This window comes from Dyella sp. AD56 (genome assembly GCF_002878475.1).
Classification (GTDB): domain Bacteria; phylum Pseudomonadota; class Gammaproteobacteria; order Xanthomonadales; family Rhodanobacteraceae; genus Dyella.
The window spans coordinates 151834-171608 of sequence record NZ_NRDP01000033.1 but is presented as its reverse complement, the minus strand read 5'-3'; the positions used below and the strand labels follow the sequence as shown (position 1 = coordinate 171608).

Here is a 19775-nt window from a genome sequence, read left to right as displayed (position 1 = left end):
GGCATCCAAGCGGAGACGTTTCAACCCGCGTTGGGGGTGCTCCGTGCGCGTATACCTGGGGTCATGGATGGGCGTGCTTTGCCTCGCCCTGTGGATCATGCCGTTGCCGGCATCCGCCACCTTCTCCATCGTTGCTTGCGATCCGGCGGGCAATTGCGGCGTAGCCGTCGCGACCGACAACCTGGCGGTGGGGGCCACTGTACCGTACGCGCAAGCACGTACTGGGGCATTGGTGTCGCAGTTCGAGACGAACCCGAGCTACGGGCCCAAGGGCTTGGCTTTGTTGGCAACGGGCATAGCGCCCGACGCGGTGATCCAGCGGTTGCTGGACGGCGATGGCGATTTCGATGGCACCACCATTGCGGAGCGTCAGGTGGGCATCGTGGATGCGTCCGGCCGCTCGGCGAGCTATTCGGGAGACGCGGCTTTGGCCGCGAGTTGGTCGGGGGCGCGTCATGGCGAGGGATACGCCGTGCAGGGCAATGGATTGGCGGGGGCGTCGGTGCTGGAGGCGATGGAAAAGCGCTTTCTCGCTGCACATGGAGCCCTCGGCGCGCGCTTGATGGCCGGCCTGGAGGCAGCGCAGGCCGCCGGTGGGCAAACCATCGGCAGAATGTCTGCCGCACTGCTGGTGCGCACGGTAGACGGAGGGTGGCAAGACATCGACCTACGCGTGGACGGCTCGCCGGAACCCTTGACGGATCTGCGCCGACTGCTGGATCAGCACTATGCATGGCAGGCGATCGTGACGGCCGAACGGCAATGGCGCGAGGGCCACGCGGCCGATGCGCGTGCATCGATGGCGCTTGCGTTGCAAGGTAGCCACGGCTGGGATCGCGTGTGGCGGCGTGGTGCGCGTCTGGCGATGTCGATGGGGGATACCGAACGCGCGCTCGATTGCCTGGCTACGTTCGTGGCGACGGACCCGATTTGGGCGCGCAGCGAGCTGCAGGATGAACTGTACGCACCTCTGCGTGGCAATCGCCATTTCGATGCCTTGCTACGGCACGCGCAATCAGGTGCCAGGCCTGTGTTGCAGCCGTGACGCCTCCGTAACGCGTAGTTTGCGATACAGATATCTCACGTCATCGGGGCGTTGATCATGATTGAACAGATTCCCGGATTGCCGGTGGGTGCGTTGGGATTCCGTGCGAGCGGGCAGGTCACCGCGACGGATTATTCGCGCATATTGGTGCCGGACATCGAAGCGGCCTTTGCGTTGAATCGCAAGTTGCGCCTGCTCTACCACGTCGGCCCCGAGTTCACGGGGTTCGACGCGGGTGCCATGTGGGAAGACGCGCAGCTGGGTTTCCGCCACTTTAGTGGGTGGGATCGCGTGGCGCTGGTGAGCGATGTGCAGTGGTTGCGTCTTGCGGCTTCCGCCATGGGTTTTGCCGTGCCCGCTGAGTTCAGGCTGTTCCACAACGCTCAGTTCGACGAGGCCTTTGCCTGGATCGGTGAGCCCAGGGCCGCCGAGGACGATGGGAACAAATGAAACTTTTTTCAGTGCTTGTCAGCCGGCGTGACATGTGGTGAAGTCAAGCTCATGTCCAGCCTCTGCGCCAAACTCGTCGCCATGACCGCCGCTTCCGCGTCGGCCGGCGAGTGCCTGCGCGCACTGAACAACAATAACGCCAATAACAATACCCGCATCAACGGGTGGGCCGGCGTGTAAGCAGAAGCAACACACATACACACGCAAAAAGGCCCGCTCCCAGCGGGCCTTTTTGTTTTTCAGCCACGCGAAAAATCATCAGGAAATCCAAGTCATGTGCTCGATCTTCGGCATGTTCGATCTGCAACCCGGCGATGATCTGGCGGCCTTGCGCCAGCAGGCGCTGGAGCTATCCCAGCGGCAGCGCCATCGCGGTCCGGATTGGAGTGGCGTCTTTGTCGATGCGGGGGTGATCCTTGTGCACGAACGCCTCGCCATTGTCGATCCCGCCAGTGGCGCGCAGCCCTTGCGTTCGCGCGATGGTGTACTGGCGTTGGCGGTGAACGGCGAGATCTACAACCACCGCGAGCTTCGCGCGGCAAGCGGCTACGACTTCACCACGGGCTCCGATTGCGAGGTGATCAACGCGCTACATCAGGAAGGCGCGACGCCTGCCGAATGGGTGTCCAGCCTCAACGGGATCTTTGCCTTCGCGCTGTGGGATAGCGCGGCGTCGCGTTACGTCATTGCGCGCGATCCCATCGGCGTGTGTCCGCTCTATTGGGGACACGATGGCGATGGTCGCCTGTGCGTCGCCTCGGAGATGAAGTCGCTGGTGGGTCTGTGCCATGACGTTGCGCCGTTTCCACCGGGACATATCTACGACAGCGCGGATGGCCAACTACGCCGCTACTACGTGAAGCCATGGCGCGACTACGCGGCTACCCAGGGACATGATGTGTCGTTGCCGGCGCTGCGCGAGGCGTTCGAGCAGGCGGTGCACCGTCAGCTGATGACCGACGTGCCCTATGGCGTGCTGCTTTCCGGTGGCTTGGATTCCTCGCTGGTGGCCGCTTGCGCCGCGCGCTTCGCTCGTCATCGCGTGGAAGACAATGACCGTGCGGAAGCCTGGTGGCCACGCCTGCATTCGTTTGCGATCGGGCTGGAAGGCTCACCGGATCTTGCCGCCGCACAGATCGCGGCCGATGCGCTGGGTACGGTGCACCACGGTTTTGTTTATACCTTTTGGGAAGGGCTGGATGCGTTGCCCGAGGTAATCCGCCATGTCGAAACCTACGACGTGACGACCATCCGCGCCTCCACACCGATGTACTTGCTGGCACGCCGCATCAAGGCCATGGGCGTGAAGATGGTGCTGTCGGGTGAAGGTTCGGACGAGATCTTTGGTGGCTACCTGTATTTCCACAAGGCGCCTTCTGCAGAAGCTTTCCATGAGGAGACCGTGCGCAAGCTCGACGCACTGCACAGCTACGACTGCCTACGCGCCAACAAATCGATGATGGCATGGGGTGTGGAGGCACGTGTGCCGTTTCTTGACCTGGAATTTCTCGACGTGGCGATGGGCATGGATGCACGCCACAAGATGGCGGGGCAGCGACGCATCGAGAAAGCCGTGTTGCGCGAGGCGTTCCAGGGCGCATTGCCGGATGACATTCTCTGGCGGCAGAAGGAGCAGTTCAGCGATGGCGTGGGCTACGGCTGGATCGACGGCCTGAAGGCCCATGCGGAGCAGGCCGTGAGCGATCGCGAGTTCGCCGCAGCGACGACACGCTTCCCGCATAACCCGCCGGCTACCAAGGAGGCGTATCTGTATCGGCGCATTTTTGAGCGCTTCTATCCTGGGCCGGCTTGTGCAGAGACGGTACCGGGAGGCAAATCCATCGCCTGTTCGTCACCTGCAGCGCTGGCGTGGGATCCGGCGTTCGCCGCGGCCGCCGATCCGTCGGGGCGGGCCGTGCGTGGGGTGCACCAGCAGGCATTAGCGTAAGGATGCGGCGCCACGCTGCCCCGGAGGGCGGCGTGGCGCCAACACATTCAGACGTCCAGACGCACTACCTGGCCGTTGCGCCCATCCACACGCACGCGTTCGCCGTTACGCAGCAAGCGCGTGACGTTGCGCACGCTCATGACTGCCGGCAGCCCTAGCTCGCGCGCCGTCACGGCACCGTGCGACAGCGGCCCACCGCTCTCGGTGATGATGCCGATGGCCTGATAGAACAAAGGTGTCCAGGCCGGGTTGGTGGTGCGCGCGACGAGGATGGTGTCCTTGGGAAAGCGGGCGAAATCCTCGGGGCCGTTGACCACGAAAACGGCACCTTCGATCACGCCGGGGCTGCCGCCCAGGCCTTTCAGGGCATTGTTATCGGTGTCGGGTTCCTCGTGCTCGCCGTGGACCCAGTCGGGTATGCGTTGCCCTGCGGCTTCGTAACCTTGCTTGTGTTCGGCCACGGCGGCCGGGATGGCTTCCAGGTGCTGCTCGCGCATGGCTGCGTCAAGGATGCGCAGCGGGATGAAATAGATGTCGGAAGCATCAGTGAGCACACCCGCCTGCACCAGTCGCTCGCCGATGGCGCGCAGGCCGCGGCGGAGCGGCAAGGTGAGTCGCGTGGTCTGGTAATGCTCCATGTCATCCAGTGCGGTATAGACGCGTGCGAGGCGAATGACCTCGTGCACCAGATAACGCAGCTCTTCCGGGGCTTCGCTGAGCACGCGATGTTCCATGGCCGCCTGGGCGATCTTCTGTCGTCGTTCGGTGGCGGCGCGATCTTCGTCTGATCGCTGGCACAGGATCTTCAGCTGATCCAGCACGATGTGCGGTGCTTCGATCCAGGTCGGGTGGTACGCATCGAAATCCAGCTCGCGGTGGCCATGCCGCTGCAGGAATGTCGCGAACTCGCGCGCAAAGGCGGGGTGCGAAGGCAGAAGCTGGACCAGCTCATGCCCGGAAAGGGTTTCCATCGCCTGCGCGAGCGTGGCGTCGGCCCGCGCCAGTCGCGATAGCGCCCACAGCTCTGCGTTGACTTGTCCGGTCTTGGTGTCGGTGACAGCGAGCAAGCGGTCGAATACTTCCTGTGCCTGCTCGGGCGGCAGGGCCAGCTTGAGCATTTGCAGCAGGCCGGTATACAAGGTGCGTTGGGTGAGTGAGATGGCGATGTTGGGCAGGAAGTAGCGGGTGCCGAGCGCATTGATGCGCATGACGTAATCCCATAGCGCCGGCAGCGGCAGCCCTTCGAGCGACTCGCGCATCAGCGAGCCGATCTCGATGAGATAGGTGTCAAGGTCACGCATCCATGTCACCGGCAGCTCCTGCACCCAGGCGAACTGGCTGGCGATCTGGGGCAGCGCGGCACGCACGCTTTCCACGTCCTTGAGCATGCGCGTGGGCGTGCGTCCACTGTAGAGGCGTACGGCGTTCTGGTTGCCGTAGATGTAGTAGTCGCGCATGACAAACCATTTGTCGCCGAACGGCGGCAAGCCCATCAGGCGAAAGCTGTGATTGAGCGAGGCGTGGAAGCCTTCTTCGCACAAGTCCCAGGTGAGCGGCGTCATCGGGTTGGGAAACCGCTCCGCCGATTCGTCACGCGTCCAGTGCGCGGGAACACGGGTGATGGCGCGCGATTGCAGCAGGTACAGCGAACCGTTTTGCCATGCCCATTCAACGTCCTGCGGAAAGCCGAAATGTGCCTCTGCCGCGACCGCGAGACGCGCCACGGCCTGGCGTTGCGATTCGTCCAGCGATGCGCGCTGGCGTTGTTCCGCGGGCAGCTCGACGTGTCGTGTTCCGTTAGCCTCATCGGCTATCAATGCATGGGTCTTCTCGGCGACAGAAGCTTCCGTATCGCCGAAGTCGCTGCGGCGCTGGCGGAATTCGTCGACGGGCGACTCGCCGGCGACTACGGTTTCACCGAGGCCGAAGGACGCGTTGATCAGTACCTGATCGAGTTCGCCGCGCACCGGGTCGATGGAGAACGCAACGCCGGCCGCCTCATCCACGCCGACCTGCACTAGCGATTGCACCACCACGGCCATCGCTGCATCCAGATGGTTCAGTCCCATCCGTTCGCGGTAGGGCAGCACGTGCGCGTTCCACAGCGAGGCGTAGCACGCGCGAATGGCCTGGGCGATGGCGGCAGTGCCGCGTACACCGAGGAAGGTGTCGTGTTGCCCAGCGAAGGCGGCGCCGGGGAGATCCTCCATGGTGCCGGAGGAGCGAACGGCTACCGGGCCATGGAGCCCGGCTTCGTCGATAGCGGCGGCCAATGCCTGCTCCAAACCTGCTGGCAGCGGATGGGCGAGCAGCAGGGCGCGAATGCGCTGGCTGCGCGCGTCGTGATCCAGGTTTTCGTCACCCAGTATCCCGGCCAGGTCGTCGCGCAACGGTGCAACGAACGCTCGATAGACATCGCTGGAGACCACGATGCCGGGTGGCACCGGCAGGTGTTGGGCCGCCTGCGCCAGGCTCGCGCCCTTGCCCCCGCTACTTGCGACATCAGTAGCCCGGGGATCGGTGAGGGCGAACAGGTACGTCATACAGAGCACTCCTTGCGATAACGCTGGACGAAGGTGAGCACCGCGGCGGCGAGCGTCAGGCCGCAGAACACGTCGATGCCGTAGTGATAGCGCAGATAAACCGTGGCAATGACCAACGCGGTCACCACCGGGGCCAGCACCACCGCGATGCGTCGGTAGCCGCCCAATGCGAAGAAGCCAAGGACATAGGTGCCGATGCCGGCATGCAGGCTGGGAAATACATCCATGCCGGTGATGCCGTTCTTTACGACGGACACCAGGAACGCTGTGATAGGACCGCCCTGCGGTGGATACGGAAACGTCTGCGGGAAAGCCAGGTACGGTCCGCCTGCCGGCACGAGCACATAGCCCACGAAACCAAACAGGTACATCAGCGTTAGCCCGATGAAGAACGCCTTCGCTTCACGGCTGCGGCGACGCATGCTGAAACCGATAACTGGCAACAGCACTACGAAATAGAACAGGAAATAACCCGCACTGAGGATTTCCGAGAGCCATGCGTGTTCCCAGCCCAGGATGTGTTCGGGCAAGCTGGCGCCGCCCCACAGCCGACGATCCAGTGCGAGTAGTGCGGCGTCCGCCGGATGTGTGATGTAGACCGTGCGGATGGCTTTGAACAACGGGAAGATCAACCAGCATGCGGCGAACTGGAGCGTGCCGCGCCACTGGCGCATGAGCGAAGTGTCGTGTCCTAGCAGAGTCGTCGCCGCCACCAGCCATGCGGCGGCACCCACCACGACCGTGGCGTGCAACATGCGGTCGTCGAGCTGCCACGCGGCGAATCCGCCCGCGAGCAGAAGCAGCAGTAACTCGATTTGAAACACTATGCCGATCCATCGGCCCCAACGTTCCATCGTCACTTTGTATTACTCCTGAGGAAACATGTGCGGATAGCGCCACCAGCCGATCGCGGCCAGCGCGATCAGTGTCAGCGCGGGTAGTGGATGCCAAATCGTCAGCGCCACGATCACTGGTAACCAGATGAGCCCGGCGAAGAAACCCCCGGCCATGCGGAAGAACGTCACCGTGTTGCGGGCATCGGCCTTGCTCCCCGCCACGGTTGCCGCTAACGCGATCGGAAGGCAGGTCAGGATCAGGCTGGCGAGCGGCAATGCATCCCAGAGCCAATGCACGTGATTGGACCGTGCTGCTGGCGAAGCAGGTGTGAGCTCTGGTTTTGCCTGTGCGGTAAGCAAGGCTTTCGCATAGGAATCGCCAGCGGCAAGGCTGTGGCGCGCCCAGGCTTCGGCACTGGCGAACTGGGCTTCATCGCGACAGTTCACCGAGATGGCATCCAGTGCATGGCCGATGGCCTCATGCACGCGGTTCTCCCACGAGCGCAGCGCTTCACCGTCTTCGCGTGCAGGCAGAGTGATCGCTGGACCCCGCATGATTTCCACGTGCGAGCGAAAGCCATCCGGTCGCACGTAGTGCAGACCGACGGGCAGTACCGTGACGGGCGTGCCCTCCAGCAGCAAACGACACGCCATGCGGGCGGCGCCGCGTTGATAGGGCAGGGGCCGATAGCCCCATTCGCTGCTGCCTTCGGGAAAAACCACCAGGTCGCCGCCGGCGCGCAGGTGCACGCAGCCGGCATCTACGGGGTCGTCGAAGGCAGAACGTTGGATGCCATAGCGTTCGCGATCCTTGTCGCGCACCACGGGAATGCCCGTGAACATCCAACGCAGCAAGCGACTGCGCAACAACTGGACGGATATCAGGAACTGGGCGCGTGGAAACGCCCGGAGCACGGTGTAGCCGTCGATGGCGCCGTTGCGGTGGCTGCTGACCACCAGGCGGGCTTTGTTGGCTGGTTGAGCCGCACCAACCACATCGATGCGCCCGAAATAGAGGCTACGCAGCAGCCAGGCGACCAGACGATAACGCAAGGGCAGCGACGCTCCGGTCGCCATGGGGACGGTCTTCCTTGACTTGGTCATTCGGATCCACGAAGCGGCGACGCCGGCATCATGCCCAGAAGCCCGGGGGCGGTTGTAAAGAAATTGCTGGGACGGAATCGCTAGGTGACCAGTACGCCGGTACTGGCCGGAATCAGGCGCTGGCTTTGTCAGTGAAGGTTATGGTGCACGAGTACGCAGGTGTGCTGCTGGTCGAAATCGATATAGAAGTCCATATCGCCGAGGGCGCCACTGCCCAGGATATAGCTCCACGCGAGATCCGCATCCGGGAATACGCCAAAGGTCATCTGGATGGGTTGACCGGAAACGATCACATCGGCGCTGGCCTGTTTGACGCGAGCGACGTGCTCCGCGCCGATATCGCGGATGCGCATGCTCTTGTGCGCGCTGGCTTGTACTTCATCCATCGCCGCCTGGTTGCCGCTGAGGTAGAACGCACTGCCGGTATCGAGCAGCGTCGTCCGCAAGCTGCCGTTGATGGAGAGCGCTACCACCGGGCGCACGGTGTTGCCCCACATATCCGAGGAGACGAGCATCGGCTCGTTGCATGTCGGACGGTCGCCACCTTTGCCATAAACCTGGAGTTCGCGCTGGGTAAAGCGGAACGCGCCGAGCTGACGCAGGATGTCCAGGCCGATCAGGCGACGATTGTTCGGCACGATCTCCACGGGCGCGTTTTCCAGCGTGATCGGGCCGAAGTGAGCCTGCTCCAGAATGCCGTGCGTCACGGGCACGTTCTTGGACAGCAGGCCCCGCGTCTTGCCATCGGTGCCTAGCGAGCGGACGCCGAGTTTCACGGCAGTGTCCATATCCATAATGATCGGGCCGGCGCCCGTATCCAGCGTCATGCGCACGGAGGCGCCGTTAGCGGCTTCCAGCATCACCGCGCCGCGCTGGTCATAAGCGGCCTTCAGGAGGGGAAGGGTGAAATCGCCTTCAGGTTTGCCGAGGTGGAAGGGTGGAATGTCGCGTTGCGTGGCCGCGTAGCTGGTCATGCGGTCGAGCTCATTCTGGGGAACGCGGCCGGCGAAGCGCTTGACGATATCCAGTTCCTCCGCGTCCGCTGCCTTGCGGCCCTGCGCGAGTCGCATGTTGCCGCTGGCGAAGCGGGCGCAGTACAGCGCCACCATGGGCTGTGTGGCGATCAGCTCCTTCTCGCACAGGCGTGCATCTTCGGTGGCCTTGTCCAGGTTGTAGTGGATGCGCTCCAGCGCCATGGCCGCCAGCACGTGGGCAGCCGGGTCGGGATTCTGCTGGTACATGGCGGCCATGGCCGGTACATCAGCCTTCGCGATGGCGGCGTTGACGGCTCGCACGGCTTGCTCGGCCGTCAGGGTGGCCGGATCAGGGGTGGCGGTCGAGGTGGCCGGTGCCGGCGTAGCGTTCGTCGCGGCCTGCGATGTCCCCATCGTGGCCGTGGCCAGAGCAGCCAGGCCAAGCAGTGCCCAAGACTTCATCCGATGCATCCATGCGGGGTGAGAAGGCCGGAGTATAGGGATTCCCCTATGTCGGTTTCATGCAGCGCCAGGGGTGGAGCCTAGGTCCTGACAGGCCGGCGCTCTGCTATCATTGGCGACCGTTTTCCCATGATTTCCCATCCATGATCGAAACTAATCCGATCCTTGCGCAGATCGCGGACCTCAAGGGCCGCGTCGAGTCGCTTAGGGGGTATCTTTGACTACGCTACCAAGCGTGAGCGTCTCGAAGAAGTAAGCCGCGAGCTGGAAAGCCCCACCGTGTGGGACGATCCGCCGCGCGCACAGGAACTGGGCCGCGAACGCGCCCGCCTGGACACCATCGTCAACGGCATCGATTCGCTGACGGCCGGCCTCATCGATGCCGGCGAATTGCTGGACATGGCCGCCGCCGACAGCGACGAGGACACCATCCAGTCCGTGGTGACCGATCTGGCCGGCCTTGAGGCCAAGGTGGCTAAGCTGGAATTCCAGCGCATGTTCTCCGGCAAGATGGACGCCAACAACGCCTTCGTGGACATCCAGGCCGGTGCCGGTGGTACCGAGGCGCAGGACTGGGCGGAAATTCTGCTTCGCATGTACCTGCGCTGGGCCGAATCGCGCGGCTGGAAGGCTGAGCTGATGGAAGTCAGCGGTGGCGAAGTGGCCGGTATCAAGTCCGCCACGTTCCGCGTCGAGGGCGACTATGCCTATGGTTGGCTGAAGACCGAAATCGGCGTGCACCGTTTGGTGCGCAAGAGCCCGTTCGACTCCGACAACCGTCGCCACACCAGTTTCACCTCGGTGTTCGTGTCGCCGGAAGTGGATGACGACATCGATATCGACATCAACCCGGCCGATCTGCGTACGGACGTGTACCGCTCGTCCGGCGCCGGTGGTCAGCACGTGAATAAAACCGAATCGGCGGTGCGTATCACGCATATTCCGACCAATACGGTGGTGGCCTGCCAGACCGAGCGCAGCCAGCACGCCAACCGCGATCGCGCCATGAAAATGCTGGCGGCGAAGCTGTATGAGTTGGAGGTGCAGAAGCGCAATGCCGAGAAGGATGCGCTGGAAGCTACCAAGTCCGACATCGGCTGGGGTAGCCAGATCCGCAACTACGTGCTGGACCAGAGCCGCATCAAGGATCTGCGCACAGGTATCGAACGTTCGGATACGCAGAAGGTGCTCGACGGTGACCTGGACGAATTCGTCGAGGCCAGCCTGAAATCGGGCCTGGACGCTGGCGCCAAGCGCATCGATGCCTGATCGCCGGTATGGGATGTAACACGCAGGCAGCCGACGCGTTCTCCGCTCGGCTGCTTTAAAGGACAGGCCATGAGAGCAGCGTCGCGTTCGTTTTTCCTGCTGGCGATTGGCTTGCTTGCTGGCGGCCTGCATGCGGAATCGCTGCTGCTGCGTGGCAGCGTGGGCAAGTACCCGGTCGTGATGAAACTGGACGCGGATGACGGCACGGCGTCCGGCTCGTATTTCTATGAGAAGTACAAGCAGGACATTTCATTGCGCGGGAAGGTTGACGGGCAGAATTACGCGCTGAGCTCAGCGATTTTCGACGCCGACGACAAGAACGCCGACCACTTCGCGCTGACCCGCACCAAGGACATCGTGAAAGGCACGTTCACGGGCGGCAACGGCAAGTCGTTGCCGGTGGAGCTGCACATCGTTCAACCCGGATCGGTGCCGGAACCCCAGTCCGGGCTGCATTTTCCCCGGGAGTTGGGCGACTACGAGAAGCTGCAGCTGGCAGACCTGACCTTCGTGCCTGGCAAGAAGGAAACCGTCGGCGGCAAGTACGTCATCCAGTGGTACACGGAGCCGCACTCCAAGGTTTCGATGTTCCGCGTGGTGAGTGGTTACCCGGAAGCGGTCATGGCTTCCATCAATACCGTGATCGAAAGCGACTTCTACGGGAATCTCAGCGGCTATTTCGGTTGCTCCGATGAGACCGGCAAGCCAGGTACGGACACGATGCAGGTCTCGGACTATTTCCTGAACGACCGCTTCGTGAGCTACGCCGTTTCAAGCAGCTGGTTTTGTGCGGGTGCGGCGCATCCGGATTTCGCGACGGGCGGCACCACCATCGACGCGCAGACCGGCAAGCAGCTGACGCAAGAAGATCTGTACTGGCTTGGCACGGGTGCGAAGCCCGCCCCGAATTCAGATGCTTGGATGAAGTATCACGACAAGGTGTTCGGCCCTGCCATGGTGAAGCTGCTCGGGCGGCTCTACCCGCAAGAGATGAAGCCGGTTGGCGACGAGGACGGTTGCAACTATGCCGATCCGGACGTCTGGAAGTTCGGGTCGTGGTACCTGACTGCCAAGGGTATGTATGTCGGGGCCTATTTCGCACGGGTCCAGAAAGCCTGCGACAATCCCGAGTGGTCGTTCATCCCCTATGGCATCCTGAAAAAGAACAACCCAGCGCTGTTTGGCAACTGAGTCGTCCAGACACGCGGTGCCTTCGCCGGCATCTCCACCCACGGAATTATCATGAGCGAATCGAACGAAACCCTGCCCATCGACGAGAACAAGCTGATCGCCGAGCGTCGCGAGAAACTGAAAGTACTGCGTTCGCAGGGCGTGGCCTTTCCGAACGACTACAAGATCGATGCGTTCACCGGTGACTTGCAGGCCGAGTTCGCCGATGCCGAGAAGTGGACAGCGGAAGCCATCGAAGCGCTGGGTCGTCACGTAAAAGTCGCCGGCCGCGTGATGCTCAAGCGTGACCAGGGCAAGGTTGCCTTCGTGCAGATGCAGGACGTCAACGGCCGCATCCAGCTGTTCATCCACCAGGGCACGGTGGGCGAGGACACCTACAAGGCGTTCAAGACCTGGGATATGGGCGACATCGTGGGCGCTGAAGGTGTGCTTATGCGCACGCGCACCGGCGAGCTGTCGGTGAAGGTGGAAAAGCTGCGCCTGCTCACCAAGAGCTTGCGCCCGCTGCCGGACAAGCACCACGGCATGGCCGACGTGGAGCAGCGTTATCGCCAACGTTACGTTGACCTGATTGTCACCGAGGAAGCGCGCCGCACCTTCGCGCAGCGCTCCAAGATCATCGGCTTTATCCGCAAGTGGCTCGAAGCCGAGCCGCGCCGCTTCATGGAAGTGGAAACGCCGATGATGCACGTGATCCCGGGTGGCGCCACCGCGCGTCCGTTCGTCACGCACCACAACGCGCTGGATATGGATCTTTACCTGCGCGTGGCGCCGGAGTTGTACCTGAAGCGCCTGGTGGTCGGCGGCTTCGATCGCGTGTACGAGATCAATCGCAACTTCCGCAACGAGGGCGTGTCCACGCGGCACAATCCCGAGTTCACCATGCTTGAGCTGTATCAGGCGTATGCCACGTACACCGAGATCATGGACATCACCGAAGAGGTGATCCGCGAGTCGGCGAAGAATGTCATCGGCACCACCAAGCTGGTGTGGGAAGGCAACGAGATCGATGTTGGCCCGGCATTCCGCCGCTGGAGCATGGCAGACGCCGTGCTCGAGTTGAACCCAGAAATCCGCCGCGAAGAACTGCGCGACCGCGACACCATGGCCGCACACGCGAAGCGCCTGGGTTGCCAGGTGAAGAGTGGGTTTGGCTGGGGTCGCCTGCTGCTGGAGATCTTCGAGAAGACGGTGGAGCACACCCTGATCCAGCCGACCTTCATCACCGATCACCCGGTGGAAGTCTCGCCGCTGGCGCGCGAGAGCGACACGAATCCAGGTATCACCGACCGCTTCGAGCTGTTCGTCAATGCCAAGGAGTTGGCCAACGGTTTCTCCGAGTTGAACGACCCGGAAGACCAGGCCGCCCGCTTCCAAAAGCAGGTGGAAGCCAAGGTCTCCGGTGACGACGAAGCCATGCACTTCGACGCCGATTACATTCGCGCACTGGAAGTGGGCCTGCCGCCGACGGGCGGCCTCGGTATCGGTATCGACCGTCTGGTGATGCTGCTGACTGGCTCCGCGTCGATCCGCGACGTATTGTTGTTCCCGTACATGCGCCCGGAGGCATAAGCCGATGACGACTCGCTCCTTGCCGCGGAACACATTGCCCGGCCTGTTCGGGGCGGGTCTGGTCATTCTGGTGCTGGGGGCGTGCTCGTCGCCCTCGCAATCGCAGGACGATCATACGGAAGGCGCGGCTTCGCCCGCGCCCGCCGCCACGGTGGCGATGCCGGCAACTGCCGCCAGTGCGGCGGGGACCGACGCCGATGCGGACGCCGACGATGCCGTGATCGAGCGGGTGAGCGTGGTGATCAGGAAGCACAAGCTCACCTCGCTGAAGGACGAATGCCTCGACTACATGGTCGATGATTCCGATGGCGCTACGGTCGATATCGACGTGCACGAGAAGCATGATGCCAAGTGCGGCGGCGACCCCAATACGTCGCCACGCCTGTTCTCGTTTAAGCTGGATCGCGCCAGTGGCCAGTTGACCACCGATGCACTGGATCTGGCGGATGGCGATTTCCAGCCCATCAATTAAGAGCCACTAACAAAACTACTGCGCGGCCGCCAGACGGGCGCGGTCGGTGCTCGGAATCCTCATGTACGACGAGTACACTCCGGCTCCTCCGCGCCGTCCGCACCCGTCTGACGGCCGCTCGCTACGTTTTGTTAGCGGCTCTAACAGGGTTTCGCCGCACGGGAATGCGGTGGTTGGCTGCGCTACCATCCAGGCCTCTCTAGCGGCTTTAAGGATGACGCCATGGTGGCATTGCGCTTGTGCTTTGCTTTCGCCGTTGCATGCGGACTGTGTGCCTGTCAGGCACACGATCAATCCGGGCAGGGCGCATCGGCCAGTGCCAATGCACCCACGCCGGCGCCATCGGCTTATACCTATTGCAAAGAAGACGCCCGCGCTGCGGAGTGCGCGAACCTGCACGATCCGCTGAATCCTTATGAGTTTTCGGCCGTCGACGCGACGCGCGTCGACCTGCCCTTGCAGGCTGGCGGGCATTCGGCAGTGGTCACCTCGCTTACCGGAAGCCACGTGGCTTTCAATGGGATTCTGGTGCAGCCTTCGGGGCGTCTTTATGCCATCGGTGGACCGGGCCTGGCCATCGCCGCGGCGCCGAGCGATACGGCCACCACATGGCATGTCGCCAGCTATTCCGAGTTTGCCGACATTCTGAATGCGATCACCTTCCTGGACGACAAGCTCGGCTTTGCCGTCGGCGGTGCCGGGGTGATCCTGCGTACCAGGGATGGTGGCGAGCACTGGGAAAGCTTCAACCGCACCTTCGCGTCGTATAAGGATCCGCAGCGTGCGGCGCTGACCTTCGAAGGCGCGGCTTACGCGATCGCCTTTGCCGACCCGACGCATGGCGTGGTGGTGGGCGAGCAGCGCATCCTGCGCAGCGCTGACGCAGGGCAGACTTGGGAGCGGGTTGCGCAGCCGCTGGATGGCGTTGCCCTACAGCGCGTGCAGTTCACCGACAAGCAACACGGTTGGGCCGTGGGCAGCAGCGGAACGGTGTTGCGTACCGATGATGTAGGCGCGCATTGGACCGCCGTATCATTGGGTGACAGCGAAGTCCACCTGATGGGCCTGAGTTTCAGCGACGCTGCGCACGGCTGTATCGGCGGTGGCTATAAGGTTTGGTGCACAACGGATGGTGGCGTGCACTGGGAGGCAGCCGAACTTGCCGTGCCCGCGAACGTCGATACGTCGGAAAGGATCGCCGTCACCCAACTACTGATGCGCGATGCCCAGCAGGGTTGGCTGTTGACCCGCGATGGCCTGATCTTCCACAGCAGCGATGCCGGACGGCATTGGGCGTTGTGGATGGATGTGGTGAAGGCCTCTCAGGGCAAGTTGCAAGGCGTTGAGTTGTGGGGACTGTCGTTGGGTCGCGAGCGTGCCTGGGCAGCGGGCGCGGGGGCCGTGGCGTCGCCTCGGCCGGGCGGGAGCGAGGCAGCGATGTCGCTGGATTCATCACCTCTGCTGCTGTCTTGGCCGCTGCAGCCGTAACCGCGGACTTTCGGGGGCCGATACGCAGGTGCCCCGCAGCATAGTCGGCTAAACTCAGCGATTGACCTCAGCAGGAGCTCGCCATGTGGTTCGCCATCGTCGGTACCGACGTCCCTGATTCGCTGGAGAAGCGCAAGGCGGCCCGGCCGGCCCATATCGAGCGCCTGCAGAAGCTGTTGGACGAAGGCCGCCTGTTGGTGGCGGGCGCCTTTCCCGCCATCGAATCGGAAGACCCGGGCCCGGCGGGTTTCACCGGTAGCCTGATCCTTGCTCAGTTCCCGTCGCAGGCAGAGGCGGAAGCCTGGGCCAAGGACGATCCGTACGTGGCGGCCGGCGTCTACGCCGGCGTCAGCATCAAACCGTTCCGCAAGGCGTTGCCGCCGGCATGAGCGCGGCCATGGTGGAGCAGATCCGCGAGCGCCTGCAGCAGGCGCTCGATCCCATTGCCCTTGAGGTGTTGGACGAGGGTCACAAGCACGCAGGACACGCCAACGAAGGGAAGGGGCATTTCCACGTGCGCGTCGTCAGCGCGGCCTTTGCGGGCCAGTTGTCGATCAAACGGCACCGCCTGGTGTACGCCGCCCTGCAGGGCCTGATGGACAACGGCATCCATGCGCTTTCCATCGATGCGAAGGCCCCGGGCGAATAAGCGGCCCGGGTGCCCTTGATAGGTCCAGAGCTGGTCATTTTTTGACCAGTCGGTGACCCGGGGCTCGACCATCGACCGCCTCTGCCGGAGCGGTCGATAATCTCTTCTATAGAAACGCTTTCATAACATTGGCTTACACGTCAGTGTTAAAGTGAAACATAGTCACCGAACGCATTGCGGCAGGGACCTGCGTTTGGCACAGTGACCCATCGCCCGATTTCCCTCGGGCCTCACCTATTTGGCTGCTGACGCCCGCATGCGCCTGACCACGATCAAACTCGCCGGCTTCAAGTCCTTCGTGGACCCGACCACTCTGCATTTGCCGACCAATATGACCGGCGTGGTAGGTCCCAACGGCTGTGGCAAGTCCAACATCATCGACGCCATCCGCTGGGTGATGGGCGAGAGCGCGGCCAGCCGTCTGCGCGGTGATTCGCTCACGGACGTGATCTTTTCCGGCTCCAACGCGCGCAAGCCGGTGGGTCAGGCGACGGTCGAACTGATCTTCGACAACAGCGACGGCACCATCCAGGGCGAGTACGGCCAGTACGCCGAGATTTCCGTGAAGCGCCAGGTGACGCGCGACGGTCAATCGGCGTATTTCCTCAATGGCGCGCGCTGCCGCCGCCGCGACATCACCGACCTGTTCCTCGGCACCGGCCTGGGCCCGCGCAGTTACTCGATTATCGAGCAGGGCATGATCAGCCAGATCGTCGAGGCGGCACCCGACGAACTGCGCATGCATCTGGAGGAAGCCGCTGGCATCTCCAAGTACAAAGAGCGCCGCAAGGAAACCGAGAGCCGCATCAAGGCCACCCGCGAAAACCTCGACCGCGTGCGCGATGTGCGAGATGAGGTGGACAAGCAGCTCGAACACCTCAACCGGCAGGCTCGCGCCGCCGAGCGCTGGAAGGCCCTGAAGGAAGAGCAGACCCGTAAGGAAGCCGAACTACGCGCACTCGAGTACCGCGGCCTGAAGGGTCAGCACGACAAGGAAGGCTCGGGCCTCAACGCGGCTGAGGTGGAGATCGAAAAGCACGTCGCCCAGCAGCGCCATCACGAGGCGCAGATGGAGACGGTGCGTGAGCGCCACACCGAAGCGACCGAGCATCTGAACAAGGTGCAGGCGGAGGTCTATAAGGTCGGCGCCGAGATCGCCCGCGTGGAGCAGCAGGTTCGCTTCAATCGCGAAACCGCCGACCGCCTGCAGCGTACGCAGGGCGAGACCGAACGCGAACACGCCGAACTGGCCGAACATATTGGTAATGACCGCGCGCAGGTGGAAACGCTGCGCATGGCGCTGGCCGAAGGTGAGCCCAAGCTCGAAGCGTTGCAGCAGATGCAGGACGACACCTCTGAGTCGCTGCGCGAAACCGAAACCAAGCTGGCGGACTGGCAGCAGCGCTGGGATGTGCATACACGCACCGCAGGCGAGTCCAGCCGTGCCGCAGAAGTGGAGCGCACCAAGCTTAATTACCTCGACCGTCAGGCCGTCGACCTGTCGCGTCGCCGCGAGACGCTGGAAGCCGAACAGAAAGCCACCGACATCGCCGCGCTCGATGCCGCCGCCGAACAGCTGGATACCGAACACGACACGCAGCGCGAGCGCGTGGAATCGCTGGGCAGCCTGCTGGATCAGCACAAGCTGGCGCACGAGAAGGTGCAGGACGAAGAGCGCCAGGTGCAGTCCGCGCTCAACGAGGCACGCCAGCAGTTGCAGACCGCGCGTGGCCGTCAGGCCTCGCTGGAGGCACTGCAGCATGCGGCGCTGGGCCAGGAAGAAAGTGCGGCCAGCGGCTGGCTGACGCGGCTGGGGCTGGACAAGTCGCGTCGTCTCGGCGAGTCGCTGCAGGTTGAGGCCGGCTGGGAAACCGCGGTTGAAACGGCACTGGCCGGCTTCCTCGATGCCGTGCTGGTGGACGAATCGCACGCGCTCGCGGCGGAATTCGGCGCGCTGGAAAATGCAGACGTCGCCCTGATCAACATCGCGGAAGGCGGTGCCAACACGGCAGGCACGCTGGCGGCGCATGTGCGTGGTCCGGCAGCTGCGCTGTCGATTCTCAATCATGTGCTGACCGCCGATTCCATCGAGCACGCGCATCAAGTCGTTGCGGGCCTTTCCGCGCTGGCGCCGTACCAGTCGGTGATGACGCGCAATGGCGAATGGATGGGGCCCGGCTGGGCACGCGTGCGTCGCGCGCAGGGCAATCAGGTGGGCGTGCTGGCACGCGAACGCGAGATGCGCACGCTGGCCGAACAGATCCTCGTGCTGGAAGACCGCATCGAAGAGGCCACCAACACGCTGGACGACCTGCGCACGAACAAGTTCGAGGCCGAACGCGCGCGCGACGATGCGCAGCGCGAGTTGTACAACGCACATCGCCGACAGTCAGAACTGGCCGGGCAACTGCAAAGCCATCGCGGCAAGATGGAAACAGCCCGCGCCCGCGCGGAAAAAGTGACCGGCGAAATCGTTGACCTGGTCACCCAGCTTGACGAGCTGCAAACGCAGACACGCGAAGCGCGTGCGCGCCTGGACGAATCCGTCGGCTACATGGGCGATCTGGAAGATGAGCGCCGCGAGCTGGAGAACGAACGTCGCGCACTGCTTGAGGCCCGTGAAGAAGCACGCATGAACGTGCGCGAGGCGGCCGATCAGGCGCATGCATTGGCGCTGTCGATGGAGTCCAAGCGCTCCTCGCTGACCTCGCTGGAGCAGTCGCTGGCGCGTATGGACGCTCAGTTGCGCCAGATCGAGGCACGTCGCACCGAAATCGCCGAACAGCTGGCGGCAGGCTCCGACCCCATCGCCGAGCTGGAAGCCGAGCGCCAGACCTATCTCGATCAACGCCTTTTGGTCGACAAGCAGTTGGTGGAAGCGCGCCGCGCGCTGGAAGACTGCGATGGCGAATTCCGCCGCCTGGAGCAGGAGCGTCAGCGCGTCGAGCATCTGCTCAACGGGCTGCGCGAAGGCCTTTCGCAGAAGCGTCTCGCCGCACAGGCACTGCAATTGCGCGCCGAGCAGTTGGCCGAGGCCATCGTCGCTTCCGGTCTCGAGCTGGAGCCTCTGCTGGCGGAGTTGGCGGAAGACGCCGATGCCAGCCAATGGCGAACGCAGTTGGTCGACATCGGCCAGAAGATCGTTCGGCTGGAGCCGGTGAACCTTGCCGCGATCCAGGAGCATGCAGAACAGAGCGAGCGCAAGACCTATCTCGACAACCAGCTCGCCGATCTGGTCAGCGCCATGGAAACGCTGGAGGCGGCGATCAAGAAGATCGATCGCGAAACGCGCCAGCGCTTCAAGGAGACCTTCGATCGCGTCAACGCTGGCGTGCAGGAACTGTTCCCGCGCCTGTTTGGCGGCGGTCATGCCTATCTGGAGCTGACCGGCGACGACCTGCTCGATACCGGCGTGGCCATCATGGCGCGCCCGCCCGGCAAGCGCGTGTCTAACATCACGCTACTCTCTGGTGGCGAAAAGGCATTGACCGCAGTGTCGCTGGTGTTCGCTATCTTCGGCCTCAATCCTGCGCCGTTCTGCCTGCTGGACGAGGTGGATGCGCCGCTCGATGAGGCCAACGTGGGCCGCTTCTCCAGCATGGTGAAGGAGATGAGCGAGAAGGTGCAGTTCATCTTCGTCAGTCATAACAAGGCCACTATGGAAGCGGCCTCCCAGCTATGCGGCGTGACCATGCGCGAGCCGGGCGTGTCGCGATTGGTGCAGGTGGATCTTGCCGAAGCAGCTAAACTTGCGGGCGCAGCTTGAGGATTT

At 63.2% G+C, this 19775-nt stretch carries 16 protein-coding genes and 1 other RNA gene; 13 read left to right on the top strand and 4 right to left on the bottom strand.

Annotation, left to right across the window (positions count from 1 at the left end):
• Positions 1-43: 43 nt before the first annotated feature.
• The 4 genes from DyAD56_RS20785 (at position 44) to asnB (ending at position 3443) form a co-directional block, all read left to right on the top strand.
• Positions 44-1045 carry a DUF1028 domain-containing protein gene (locus tag DyAD56_RS20785; protein WP_233202779.1) on the top strand — a complete coding sequence of 334 codons (1002 nt, stop codon included), beginning with the start codon at positions 44-46 and terminating at the stop codon, positions 1043-1045.
• Between the two features lie 57 nt (positions 1046-1102).
• A complete protein-coding gene (locus DyAD56_RS20780) occupies positions 1103-1495 on the top strand; it encodes an STAS/SEC14 domain-containing protein (protein WP_102304730.1) in 393 nt (130 codons plus the stop codon).
• 51 nt (positions 1496-1546) lie between these two features.
• Positions 1547-1675, top strand: a complete 129-nt coding sequence (locus DyAD56_RS24455) for a hypothetical protein (RefSeq protein ID WP_255409233.1) — start codon at positions 1547-1549, stop codon at positions 1673-1675.
• 94 nt (positions 1676-1769) lie between these two features.
• Positions 1770-3443, top strand: a complete 1674-nt coding sequence (asnB, locus tag DyAD56_RS20775; RefSeq protein WP_102304729.1) for an asparagine synthase B — start codon at positions 1770-1772, stop codon at positions 3441-3443.
• Positions 3444-3490: 47 nt separating this feature from the next.
• Here asnB and DyAD56_RS20770 read toward each other — a convergent pair whose 3' ends face one another.
• The 4 genes from DyAD56_RS20770 to DyAD56_RS20755 all read right to left on the bottom strand — a co-directional run bounded on the left by DyAD56_RS20770 (position 3491) and on the right by DyAD56_RS20755 (position 9362).
• The gene (locus DyAD56_RS20770; protein WP_102304728.1) at positions 3491-5986 is read right to left on the bottom strand and encodes a PEP/pyruvate-binding domain-containing protein; all 2496 of its coding nucleotides are present in this window, start codon (positions 5984-5986) and stop codon (positions 3491-3493) included.
• Positions 5983-6810: a phosphatase PAP2 family protein gene (locus DyAD56_RS20765; protein WP_158241413.1), complete on the bottom strand. Its 828-nt coding sequence runs from the start codon at positions 6808-6810 to the stop codon at positions 5983-5985. The genes DyAD56_RS20770 and DyAD56_RS20765 overlap by 4 nt, the downstream gene beginning before the upstream one ends.
• Before the next feature lie 42 nt (positions 6811-6852).
• Positions 6853-7899 (bottom strand): 1-acyl-sn-glycerol-3-phosphate acyltransferase, encoded by a 1047-nt coding sequence (locus DyAD56_RS20760; protein ID WP_199179068.1) that lies wholly within the window; start codon positions 7897-7899, stop codon positions 6853-6855.
• Between the two features lie 155 nt (positions 7900-8054).
• Positions 8055-9362, bottom strand: coding sequence for a retropepsin-like aspartic protease (locus DyAD56_RS20755; RefSeq protein ID WP_233202778.1), 1308 nt, complete (start codon positions 9360-9362; stop codon positions 8055-8057).
• A 143-nt stretch (positions 9363-9505) separates the two neighbouring features.
• On the opposite strand from DyAD56_RS20755, the gene prfB reads away from it, so the two are divergent.
• The 9 genes from prfB (at position 9506) to smc (ending at position 19769) form a co-directional block, all read left to right on the top strand.
• A protein-coding gene (gene prfB / locus DyAD56_RS20750) for a peptide chain release factor 2 (RefSeq protein WP_102304725.1) occupies positions 9506-10631 on the top strand; the annotation gives its coding sequence in 2 pieces (ribosomal slippage) (positions 9506-9580 and positions 9582-10631; 1125 coding nt in all).
• 69 nt (positions 10632-10700) lie between these two features.
• A complete protein-coding gene (locus tag DyAD56_RS20745) occupies positions 10701-11822 on the top strand; it encodes a hypothetical protein (RefSeq protein ID WP_102304724.1) in 1122 nt (373 codons plus the stop codon).
• Between the two features lie 51 nt (positions 11823-11873).
• Entirely contained in the window at positions 11874-13394 is a 1521-nt protein-coding gene (gene lysS, locus DyAD56_RS20740) for a lysine--tRNA ligase (protein WP_102304723.1), read from the top strand.
• A 4-nt stretch (positions 13395-13398) separates the two neighbouring features.
• Positions 13399-13866: a hypothetical protein gene (locus DyAD56_RS20735; protein WP_102304722.1), complete on the top strand. Its 468-nt coding sequence runs from the start codon at positions 13399-13401 to the stop codon at positions 13864-13866.
• Between the two features lie 61 nt (positions 13867-13927).
• Positions 13928-14003: non-coding RNA, sX9 sRNA (locus tag DyAD56_RS20730), on the top strand.
• Positions 14004-14088: 85 nt separating this feature from the next.
• Complete coding sequence (locus tag DyAD56_RS20725) at positions 14089-15354, top strand: YCF48-related protein (protein WP_102304721.1); 1266 nt, start codon at positions 14089-14091, stop codon at positions 15352-15354.
• Between the two features lie 83 nt (positions 15355-15437).
• Positions 15438-15743 carry a YciI family protein gene (locus DyAD56_RS20720; RefSeq protein ID WP_102304720.1) on the top strand — a complete coding sequence of 102 codons (306 nt, stop codon included), beginning with the start codon at positions 15438-15440 and terminating at the stop codon, positions 15741-15743.
• Entirely contained in the window at positions 15740-16003 is a 264-nt protein-coding gene (locus DyAD56_RS20715; RefSeq protein ID WP_102304719.1) for a BolA family protein, read from the top strand. The genes DyAD56_RS20720 and DyAD56_RS20715 overlap by 4 nt, the downstream gene beginning before the upstream one ends.
• Before the next feature lie 256 nt (positions 16004-16259).
• The gene (gene smc / locus DyAD56_RS20710) at positions 16260-19769 is read left to right on the top strand and encodes a chromosome segregation protein SMC (protein WP_102304718.1); all 3510 of its coding nucleotides are present in this window, start codon (positions 16260-16262) and stop codon (positions 19767-19769) included.
• Positions 19770-19775 lie beyond the last annotated feature (6 nt).